Here is a 9,826-nt window from a genome sequence, read left to right as displayed (position 1 = left end):
TGGCGCGGCAGGCGCCGCGGCTTCCGGCGCGGGAGCCGCGACGGCGTCAGCCGCAGGTGCGGCGGGGGCGGCGGTCTGAGCGAACGCCGGAACACTGGCCATGAGCGCGAGCGCGCCGACGAGTGCAATGAATGGGGTCTTCAGTTTGTTGTCGAACATCTGTCGCCAGTTCCTGGTTGGTCTAGCACGAGTGGCCAAAGGGTCGTCGCGCGAGAGCGTCTCCACCCTAGTTGAAATTGTCCCGTCGACGCGATCCGATTGCTCGGGTCAGGACGGCGGGCCGCTGTCGCTGCGCCGCGACCCGTGGCGCGTCCCGACGGGATGTCGGGTTGGCGTTCCGAAGGCGCGATGCGATCCCGAACGGCCACGAGGGCCTCCGGGGTCTTACCGCTATCATAGACGTGCGGCTGCGGTCCTTTGGCAACCCCTTAATGAGGCGTCAAGGGGCTGAAGGCTTCCAGAAACAGTGATTTATCTGTGACGCTGCGCGCGATATTGCGGTGCACAATTGACTGCCAGGGGGGCGAGCGACCAGATTCCGTCGCAAGGCGAATTTCCATACCGCACTGCGGTAGAGGCCGGCCGTCAAATTTCCGAGCGCCGCTGCCCTGCAATAGGCGTCCGGCGCCGCGCGCCGGCCCGCGAAGAGGCCAGTCGGCGGCCGCTCCAGCGGCCCTGCGGCGACGGCGCGGAGCCTCGACATACGCCCGGTTGCATGAATTGATCGTGCGCGTCCTGGGGAGCGCAACATGCGAATATCACTCGCCGTTGTGACGGCAAGGGCCGAACGCCAGGACCGGCCGCCTCATGATCGACGTGCTCGGTCAGGATGACGGCAACGATCAGGACTTGGGAGCTTCGCTAGCCGTCGCCCGCCTAATCCGTTCGTCTCACGGTCTCTATCGTTAGGTGCGAGAGCGAGGGAAAGCGGCCAAGCACCTTCCGATAGAACTCCGTTTCCCGCGATGAGGCCGTTGCGACGCAAACGATTGCTCCAAGGTGGCCGGGACCGAGCCGCCACAAGTGGAGGTCCGCCACTGCGTCACCACATGCCTCCACCGCCTGGCGAATTTTGTCGGCCAGCCGTTCATCGGGGTTCATGTCTAACAGGATCGCGCCGGTGTCCCGGATGAGCCCATAGGACCAACTGGCAATCACCAGCGCGCCGATAATGCCCGCCGCGGGGTCCATCCACAGCCAGCCGAACAAGCGAGCCAGAACAAGGCCGATGATAACCAGCACAGACACGGCGGCGTCCGCCATCACGTGGATGACTGCGGCGCGCATGTTGTTGTCGCGGTCATGAGCGGAGTGGCCGTGCTCATGTTCCTCAAAGACCAGCGCGTGGTCTGGCGCGCCCCTGACGCGCAGATGGGCAATGAAGGCGTGCGGTTCGGGTATCTCATCGACCGACTCGATGTACGAGCCGCGATCCGCAAAACGGAAGGTCTGCCGGGTCCCGTCCGGGCGCTCAGTTTCGATGCTCACCGAAGCCGCCGGCTGCGGCTTGGCTCCGTCCCATTGCATCCGGAAGCGCGGCGGAGCGCCGTCCTCAAAGACGCTTAAGACGGCCGGGCCAGAAGCCGTCGCGACAGGAAGCGCCTCGTCGCGACCGTCCGAATGGTCAGCATCGTCGTGCCCGTGACTATGGCCGTGGTTGTGATGTCCGCCGCTGCTTAGCAACCACGCGCTTGCCACGTTCACCCCGAGCCCTACCACCGCGATCGGGATCGCCTGACTGAAATGGATCGCAACCGGATGCACGAACCGAATGGCGGCCTCGTAGGCGATCAAAATGGAGATCATCGCCAGTACGATTGCACTGGTGAACCCAGCAAGATCGCCCAGCTTGCCGGTGCCGAAGGTGAAGCGCCGGTCTTCGGCGTGCTTGCGAGAATATGTGTAGGCGAGAGCGGCCAGCAGGAGCGCGCCTGCATGGGTGGACATGTGGAGCCCGTCCGCCACGAGCGCGATCGACCCGAAGATCAGGCCGCCCACGATCTCAACGACCATCATTGCGCCGCACAGCCAGATGACGCCCCACGTGCGGCGCTCGCTCGCCTCGTGCGCCTCTCCTAGGAAGACGTGGCTATGGTCCCAAGACGATTGCTGAGCGGCGGCGTTCGACATGCTTTCGGCCTTCACTTTAGGTAGGTTCGGATGACGGCCATCAGCTCTTCCGCGGCGGCGAGATCGAGCGCGCCGGGGTGCTTCCGAGGATCGACGAGGTGCGTCTGGATGTGGTCGTCAATGACTTCAGCCATCAACCCCGCCATTGCGCCCCGCACGCCCGCTATCTGGTGCATGACCGTTTCACAGCCGGCTTCGGTCTCCAGCGCCCTCTCAATCGCCTCAACCTGGCCGCGGATGCGGCGGACGCGCGCTAAGAGCCGTTCCTTGTCTCTGATCGTGTGCATGGGCGACTTTAAGGATAGGCCCCTACCCTATGTCAACAGCACGCCTCACGCGTCGCGACGGCCACGTCTTCATGGCCGTGACTCGAAAACCACGATGGTTCGAAAACGCGCTTTTCGGCAATTCGGGCTGCTGAGTCGTCGGAAAGGGCGTCCCCAGCTCTGTCCCCGGCATTCCCACCCCGAAGGGGAATTCGTCTAAGCTATTGAAATGATGGTGCCTGGGGGCGGATTCGAACCACCGACACGCGGATTTTCAATCCGCTGCTCTACCAACTGAGCTACCCAGGCGAGGGCCGCATTGCGGGGAGCCGCGTCTATAGAAGAGGCTCTTTCGGAAGTCCAGCAAGGCCACAGCTAGCCGTCGCCCTCGTCCGTATCGTCCGGCTCGGACGCGCCCGCGACCACATAGCGGCCGCTCAGCCAGCGGTGCAGATCGACGTCGGCGCAGCGCGCGGAACAGAACGGCTGATGCTCAGGGGCCGCCGGCTTGCCGCAGATCGGGCAATGCGCGTGGCTCACGCCGCACGCACGTCGAACTGCTCGCGTGGACGGGCGGGATCGGCGTGGATGGTGAAGCGCGCGCCGATCTGCTGGGCCAACAGCGCCGCGAGCGGCGCGGCGGCCGCGGAGATCGCTGGCGCGCAGGTCGCAGCCAGCCTTGCCCCCGGCTGCACGGCCCCCTCCGCCTGCAGACGCCGGATCAGCCGCTGGGCCAAGGTGCGGTCGCTGGGCGCGCCATCCTGCCGGCACAGGCGCTCCAGCAGCGGCTGGCTGCGCCGCGGCAACGACAGCTCCATGGTTCCGAACCGGCCGACCGGCCCGATGGAGACGCCGGGATTGTCCGGCGCGAAGGCCGCCCGCGCCGCCGCCAGCAGCGCAACGCCGTCATGGCCGCGCCCGACCAGATCGATCACCACGATGCCGCCCAGGCCCTTGAGCCGCAGCAGGCGCGCGGCCACGCCCAGGGCGGCGAGGTTGGCCTGGCGGGTCACCCGCTTGGCGTCGGCGCCCTTGCGCTCGCCCAGGTCGACATCGATGGCGGTCAGCGCACGCGTCGGCTCGATGGCCAGAGTACCGCCGCCGGGTAACGGGTGCAGAATGTCCAGGGCCTCGGCTTCCGCGGCGTCGGCCTCCTCGATGGCGCGGTGGCCCTCGACCAGCCTGGCGTCCGGGGCCAGGGCGTGGAGCTCGGCGGTGATATCCGGCGCCTGGGCGGTCAGCCTGGGCGCACCCTCCGCGGGCCCGAAGGCCCGGGCCACCGCCAGCTTGCCCCGGCGCGGCTCTCCACGGATCTCGATCTCCAGCGCCTGGCCGCGCACCGGGCGCGCGTCAGGTCGGAAGGCCAGGATCGCCTCGACACCACCGCCCAGGTCGAGGAAGGCGGTTCCCAGCGCCGGCTCCAGGCTCGCCACCCGCGCCACCAGCCGCGCGCCGAGCGCCAGCCGCGGATCGTCGTCGTCACGGCGGATCAGCAGCCGCTCGGGCCGGCCGTCCAGAGTGACGACCCCGCGGGTCTCGCCGATACCTCGGTCGAGATAGATCCGCCGCTCGCTCATGGTCGGCGATAGCCCAGGCCGGCCAGCAGGTTCGCCGTCTCGTAGAGCGGCAGGCCGACGACGCCGGAGTACGAGCCTTGCAAGGTGGTCACGAACCCGCCCGCGCGGCCCTGCACGGCATAGCCGCCCGCCTTGCCGAGGCCCTCCTCGGATTGGAGATAGCGGTCCACCTCGGCGGCGGTGAGCCGCTTGAAACGCACCCGCGTCTCGACCAGCCGCTGCGCCAGGCGCCCGTCCGGCCCCCGCACACACAGCGCTGTCAGCACCTGGTGCGCCCGGCCGGACAACAGCTCCACGCAGCGCCGCACGGCCTCGCCCGTCTCGGCCTTGGGCAGGATCCGGCGTCCGAGCGCCACGACCGTATCGGCGGCCAGGACATAGCTGCCCGCGTGGCCGGCGGCGACGCAGTCGGCCTTCGCCCTGGCCAGGCGCACGGCAAGCCGGCGCGGGGTCTCGTCTTTTCGGGGGGTTTCATCGAGCTCGGCGGCCTCGATCGCATCGGGCTCCAGCCCGATCTGGCGCAGCAGGGCCAGCCGTCGGGGACTTGCGGAAGCCAGCACCAGGCGCTGCGGCGTCTGCGGCAAGGCGGCCGTGCGCGCTATCGGACGCGGAAGGTGATGCGGCCCTTGGACAGGTCGTAGGGCGTCATCTCGACCAGCACCTTGTCGCCGGCCGAAACACGGATGCGGTTCTTGCGCATCTTCCCGGCCGTGTGGGCGATGATCTCGTGGTCGTTCTCGAGCTTCACGCGAAACGTCGCGTTGGGCAGCACCTCGCTGACCGTTCCCGGAAATTCCAACAGTTCTTCTTTCGCCATGCAGGCTCCCAGACGGAGGATAAAAGGACGGCCCGCGCCTTTACGTCAGGTCGCGAGCCGCGGATAGGGCGCAAATTATAGCGCAGAGGGCGGGTCGAGGTCGATGGGGACGCCGCCCGACGGTCCGAAGCGCTCGGCGATGCGCTGGGCCAGCGCATCGCGCACCTGGCGATAGGCGGCCAATCGCGCCTCGCGGGAGCCTTCGGTCAGCGTCGGGTCGGGCGTCGGCCAGTACTCGATGTCGGCGGCGCGCGCGCGCGCCAAATCCACGGCGCGGTGCTGAGCCTGGGGCGTGAGCGAAATGACCAGATCGAAGGAGTTGTCTTCCAGGTCGTCGAAGGTCTTTGCCCTGTGCTGGGACAGATCGCCCCCCAGTTCCGCCATCACCGCCTGGGCGAAGGGGTCGGCCGCGCGGTCCTCGCCCGCCTCCGCCTCTCCAGACTCCGCCTCGCCCGACGCCGGCGCGCGTTGCAGGCCGCAGCTGTCGACGAAGACCTGGGTGCCGACCAACAGCTTCAGCAGCGCTTCGGCCATCGGCGAGCGCACCCGGTTGAAGTTGCAGGCGAACAGAACCGCGCCGGGCGACCTGGGCAGGCGATCGGGCGGCATCGGCGCTAGCCCCGCCAATGCAGGGCGCAGATCAGGGTGAACAGCCGCCGCGCTGTGTCGGTGTCGGTCTCGACCTTGCCCGCCAGCCGTGTCTGCAGGAGCTGCGAGCCTTCGTTGTGCAGGCCGCGCCGCCCCATGTCCAAGGCCTCGATCTGCGAGGGCGTCGAGTTGCGGATCGCCTGATAGTAACTTTCGCAGATCATGAAATAGTCCTTGATCAGGCTGCGAAACGGCGACAGCGACAGAATGTGACGCTTCTCATAGTCGGGGCCGCGCACGTCCAGCACCAGGCGGTTCTCCACCAGCGCCATCTTCAGGTCATAGGGTCCCCGCGCCGCCCCTTCCGGGTGAAAATGGTTCTCTTCCAGAAGATCGAAGATGGCGATCTGGCGTTCCTGCTCCTGGTCGCGCGAAACCGCCGCGAGCGACTCTTCGTCGAGCTCGACGGTCTGCAGGCGGTGCATCTGGCGGTCATCGTCGGCCATTGCGTCGAGCGTTGGGGTGTCCGGGCGAGGGGGCGTCGCCCCCGCTTTATGGCATTCCGCCCCCCCGCGTCATCCCACACCGGCCAACAGCCGTGGGGCGAATACAAAAATACGCCCGGCGCGGGGTGCGCCGGGCGTCTGCAAGAGTCGGATCGGGCGGCCGGTTCAGGCGGCGCGCCGGGCCTCGCGGAAGGTGATCAGCCGCCCGGCGGCCTCGTCCCAGAGCGCCAGTCGCGCGAAACGAAAGCTTTCCCAAAGGCCGACGCGGCTGAGCGGCTTCAGTTCCGGATGGTCCTTCAGGACCTTGGGCAGCCGATAGAATGGAATGCGGCTGGACAGGTGGTGCACATGATGGATGCCGATATTGGCGGTGAACCAGCGGAGCACCGGCGGCAGGTCATAGTGTGAACTTCCGTGCAGGGCCGCTTCGTCGCGTTTCCAAGCGCCGTTGCGCATCATCACCGCGCCTTCGAACTGGTGCTGGACGTAGAACAGCCAGACCCCGATCGTTGCCGCCAGCAGCATGGTCACCAGGTTGACGATCAGCACCGGGGCGATCCCGAACAACCAGATCAGCCCGCCCAGGCCCGCCAGCACCCCGACGGCGTTACCGAGCACGCTGGCCCAGGGCCGCCAGCCCTGGCGCATCATGCCGAACGGCACGCGCTGGAACACCAGGAACACATAGGCCGGTCCCAGGCCGAACATCACGATCGGATTGCGATAGAGCCAGTATTGCAGCCGGCGCATCGGCGAAAGCGCCCGATATTCCTCGACCGTCAGCACCTCGATCGCGCCCAGGCCGCCCCGCCGGTCCAGATTTCCCGAGGTCGCGTGATGCATCGCGTGGCTCTGGCGCCAATAGTCGTAGGGCGTCAGGGTGAACACCCCGATGACCCGGCCCACCCAGTCGTTGGCCTGGCGCTGGCCGAAGAAGGCGCCGTGGCCGCAATCGTGCTGGATCATGAACATTCGCAGCAGGAACCCGGCGGCGGGAACCGTCAGCAGCAGGGCCGCCCACCACAGTCCCCCCGACAGCAACGCCCAGGCCAGCGCCCAGATGGCCAACAACGGCACCACCGTAATGACGATCTCAAGAATGCTGCGCGCGGCCTTCGGCTCGCGATAGGGCGCCAGCCTGTTGAACCATCCACCAGCAGGCTTTGTCTCAACGACCAAGGCCAGAGATCCTGTTCAGGCGACTTGAGATCGACAGCATAGGGTGAAAAGGCGGTTTCATTGCGGCGGAACCCTCAGCCCTGCCCCATCCGGATCGCCGCCGATCGCGCGTGCGCCGGCAGGCCCTCGGCGTCGGCCAGCACGATGGTTGCGGGCGCAAGCTTGGCGAACGAGGCTTCGTCACATTTCACGATCGAGGTCCGCTTGAGGAAATCATAGAGCGAAAGGCCCGACGAGAATCGCGCCGCGCGACTGGTCGGCAGGACATGGTTTGAGCCGGCGACATAGTCGCCAATAGCTTCAGGCGCGTGACGGCCCAGGAAGATCGCGCCCGCATGGCGCACCCGGTCGGCCAGACGCTCGGGCGCGTCGATGGCGAACTCCACGTGCTCCGGCGCGATCAGGTCGACCAGTCCCGGCGCCTCGTCGAGCGGCGCAATCACGATCGCGCCATGATCGCGCCAGGATGCGGCGGCGTCCGCGCCCGTCGACAGGCTGGTCAACTGATCGGCGACCGCGGCCTCCACCTCGGCGGCGAACGCCGCGTCGTCGGTGATCAGGATCGCCTGGGCGGCGGGATCATGCTCGGCCTGCGACAGCAGGTCGGCGGCGATCCAGTCCGGCCTGTTGGCCCCGTCCGCCACCACGACGATCTCCGAGGGACCGGCCAGGGCGTCGATGCCGACCACGCCATAGACCCGCCGCTTGGCCGCCGTCACGAAAGCGTTGCCCGGCCCGACGATCTTGTCGACCGGTCGGATCGGGCCCGCGCCATAGGCCAGGGCGGCCACCGCCTGGGCGCCGCCGACCCGCCAGATCTCCGTCACCCCGGCCACCTGCGCCGCGGCCAGAACCGCCGGTTGCAGCCGCCCGGGCGGCGTCACCATGGCGATCCGCTCCACTCCCGCGACGCCTGCGGGAACAGCGTTCATCAGCACCGTCGAGGGATAGGCCGCGCGGCCGCCGGGCACATAGATCCCGACCGAGTCCAGGGCCGTCCAGCGCCAGCCCAGCTCGACCCCGGCCTCGTCGGTAAAGCGCAGATCGGCCGGCCGTTGGCGGGCATGATAGCTGCGGATGCGCTCGGCGGCGAAGGCGATGGCGTCGCGCACAGCCTGAGGACAGGCCTCGACGCCTGCGGCGATCTCCGCCTCGCTGACCCGGATCGATCCCTCGTCAAGCTCGACGCCGTCGAACTCACGGCCGAACCGCAACAGGGCCGCCAGCCCCTCGGCCCGCACCGCCGCCAGCACGTCGGCAACGATGGCGTCGACCTCGTGCGGCGTCTCGCGGCGCTCTTCGACAAAGGCCGCGAACGTGGCGGTGAACTCTGGATCGGTGAAGCGGAAGCGGCGCATGGGCGGCTTCTTTAGCCGCGCGCCGGGCGCTGCGCCATGCCCCGGCGGTTAATCCTGGTGCGCCGGCTCACGCGGCGTCGGCCAGGGCTCGGATATATCGGCCAGCACCGCGTCGACGCACTCGACCGTCGCGCGCAGATCGCCCCCGCCGGCGCAGCTGATCGTCACCAGCCCGCCCGGGGTCTCGCCGGCCTCGAAAGTCACGGCCAGCACCTCGACGACCGCATCGCGCGGCGTGCGCCGAATCTTGCGCGCCTGGACGTTCAGCACCCCGCCCAGCTGCAGGGCCGAGCGAACCCGCTCGCTGCCGCCCGATTCCCAGCAATAGCGGTTGAACGCGATGGTCAGCACGCGTCCCTTGGCCTCGTAGGCAATGTCGCCGACCCGGGCCACGGCGTCTTGCATGGCGGCCGAAATCACCGCCAGATCGTCGGGGTCCTGGGCCAGCAGGCGGAGCGGCGCGGTCGCGGTCATCGGATCAGTCCTCGTCGCCCTCGCCGTCGCCCTTGATGCGACGGATCTGCGCCCCGCAGGCGCTGAGCTTCTCCTCCAGCCGTTCGAACCCGCGGTCCAGGTGATAGACTCGGTTGACCATCGTCTCGCCGCGCGCCGCCAGGCCGGCGATCACCAGGCTGACCGAAGCCCGCAGGTCGGTGGCCATCACTTGGGCGCCATCCAGATAGGGAACGCCGCGCACCCGCGCCTCGCCCCCCTGCACCACGATATCGGCGCCCAGTCGCGCCAGTTCCGGGGCATGCATGAAACGGTTCTCGAAGATCGTTTCCCGGATCACGCTCTCGCCGTCGGCCAGCGTCATCAGCGCCATGAACTGGGCCTGCAGGTCGGTGGCGAACCCGGGATAGACGCCGGTCTCGATCTCCACCGCCTTCAGCAGGCCGCCGTTCCGCCTGACCGTCAGCCCGTCGTTGTGCGGCGTCACCTCGACGCCGGCCTCGACCATCTTGTCGATCAGCGCCTGGATGAAGTCGCAGCGGGTGCGGGTGAGCCGCACCTCTCCCCCCGCCATGGCGGCGGCGACCGCGAAGGTGCCGGTCTCGATCCGGTCGGGCATGACCGCGTGGGTGGCGCCGTGCAACCGGCTGACCCCCAGGATGCGGATCACCGGAGTCCCCGCCCCGCTGACCTTGGCCCCCATGGCGTTCAGGCACTCGGCCAGGTCGTCCAGCTCCGGCTCACAGGCGGCATTGGTAATGACGGTCTCGCCGTCCGCCAGCACCGCGGCCAGCATGGCGTGTTCCGTCGCGCCGACGGAATTGAACGGAAACTCGATCCGCGCGCCCTTCAGGCCGCGCGGCGCCTGGGCGTAGACATAGCCTTCGTGCAGGTCGATCCGCGCGCCCAGCGCCTCCAGCGCCTTCAGGTGCAGGTCCACCGGCCGCGCGCC

Annotated in this window: 12 protein-coding genes and 1 tRNA gene; all 13 read right to left on the bottom strand. The window is 68.3% G+C overall.

The window, feature by feature from the left end; genetic code table 11:
• Positions 1 to 876 precede the first annotated feature (876 nt).
• The gene (gene dmeF / locus RMN86_RS14700; RefSeq protein WP_309606605.1) at positions 877 to 2,130 is read right to left on the bottom strand and encodes a CDF family Co(II)/Ni(II) efflux transporter DmeF; all 1,254 of its coding nucleotides are present in this window, start codon (positions 2,128 to 2,130) and stop codon (positions 877 to 879) included.
• Positions 2,131 to 2,141: 11 nt separating this feature from the next.
• The gene (locus RMN86_RS14695; protein ID WP_309606604.1) at positions 2,142 to 2,417 is read right to left on the bottom strand and encodes a metal/formaldehyde-sensitive transcriptional repressor; all 276 of its coding nucleotides are present in this window, start codon (positions 2,415 to 2,417) and stop codon (positions 2,142 to 2,144) included.
• Positions 2,418 to 2,629: 212 nt separating this feature from the next.
• Positions 2,630 to 2,705, bottom strand: a tRNA-Phe gene (locus RMN86_RS14690).
• 66 nt (positions 2,706 to 2,771) lie between these two features.
• A complete protein-coding gene (yacG, locus tag RMN86_RS14685; RefSeq protein ID WP_309606603.1) occupies positions 2,772 to 2,936 on the bottom strand; it encodes a DNA gyrase inhibitor YacG in 165 nt (54 codons plus the stop codon).
• Entirely contained in the window at positions 2,933 to 3,973 is a 1,041-nt protein-coding gene (locus RMN86_RS14680) for a ribonuclease E/G (RefSeq protein WP_309606602.1), read from the bottom strand. Before RMN86_RS14680 ends, yacG begins: the two co-directional genes overlap by 4 nt.
• A complete protein-coding gene (locus tag RMN86_RS14675; protein ID WP_309606601.1) occupies positions 3,970 to 4,557 on the bottom strand; it encodes a Maf family nucleotide pyrophosphatase in 588 nt (195 codons plus the stop codon). The genes RMN86_RS14680 and RMN86_RS14675 overlap by 4 nt, the downstream gene beginning before the upstream one ends.
• Positions 4,558 to 4,571: 14 nt before the next feature.
• Positions 4,572 to 4,790, bottom strand: a complete 219-nt coding sequence (infA, locus tag RMN86_RS14670; protein WP_215341158.1) for a translation initiation factor IF-1 — start codon at positions 4,788 to 4,790, stop codon at positions 4,572 to 4,574.
• 75 nt (positions 4,791 to 4,865) lie between these two features.
• Positions 4,866 to 5,399: a low molecular weight phosphatase family protein gene (locus RMN86_RS14665; protein ID WP_405041353.1), complete on the bottom strand. Its 534-nt coding sequence runs from the start codon at positions 5,397 to 5,399 to the stop codon at positions 4,866 to 4,868.
• A gap of 5 nt (positions 5,400 to 5,404) precedes the next feature.
• Positions 5,405 to 5,884, bottom strand: a complete 480-nt coding sequence (locus RMN86_RS14660) for a UPF0262 family protein (RefSeq protein WP_309606600.1) — start codon at positions 5,882 to 5,884, stop codon at positions 5,405 to 5,407.
• 165 nt (positions 5,885 to 6,049) lie between these two features.
• The gene (locus RMN86_RS14655; RefSeq protein WP_309606599.1) at positions 6,050 to 7,063 is read right to left on the bottom strand and encodes a fatty acid desaturase; all 1,014 of its coding nucleotides are present in this window, start codon (positions 7,061 to 7,063) and stop codon (positions 6,050 to 6,052) included.
• 74 nt (positions 7,064 to 7,137) lie between these two features.
• Complete coding sequence (hisD, locus tag RMN86_RS14650; RefSeq protein ID WP_309606598.1) at positions 7,138 to 8,421, bottom strand: histidinol dehydrogenase; 1,284 nt, start codon at positions 8,419 to 8,421, stop codon at positions 7,138 to 7,140.
• A 48-nt stretch (positions 8,422 to 8,469) separates the two neighbouring features.
• Positions 8,470 to 8,895, bottom strand: coding sequence for a DUF2948 family protein (locus RMN86_RS14645; RefSeq protein WP_309606597.1), 426 nt, complete (start codon positions 8,893 to 8,895; stop codon positions 8,470 to 8,472).
• Positions 8,896 to 8,899: 4 nt separating this feature from the next.
• The coding region (gene murA / locus RMN86_RS14640) for a UDP-N-acetylglucosamine 1-carboxyvinyltransferase (RefSeq protein WP_309606596.1) at positions 8,900 to 9,826 on the bottom strand (927 nt) is incomplete at its 5' end.

Origin of the sequence: Phenylobacterium sp., from assembly GCF_031360265.1 — a bacterium.
Classification (GTDB): domain Bacteria; phylum Pseudomonadota; class Alphaproteobacteria; order Caulobacterales; family Caulobacteraceae; genus Phenylobacterium.
This window is presented reverse-complemented; position numbering and strand designations above follow the sequence as displayed.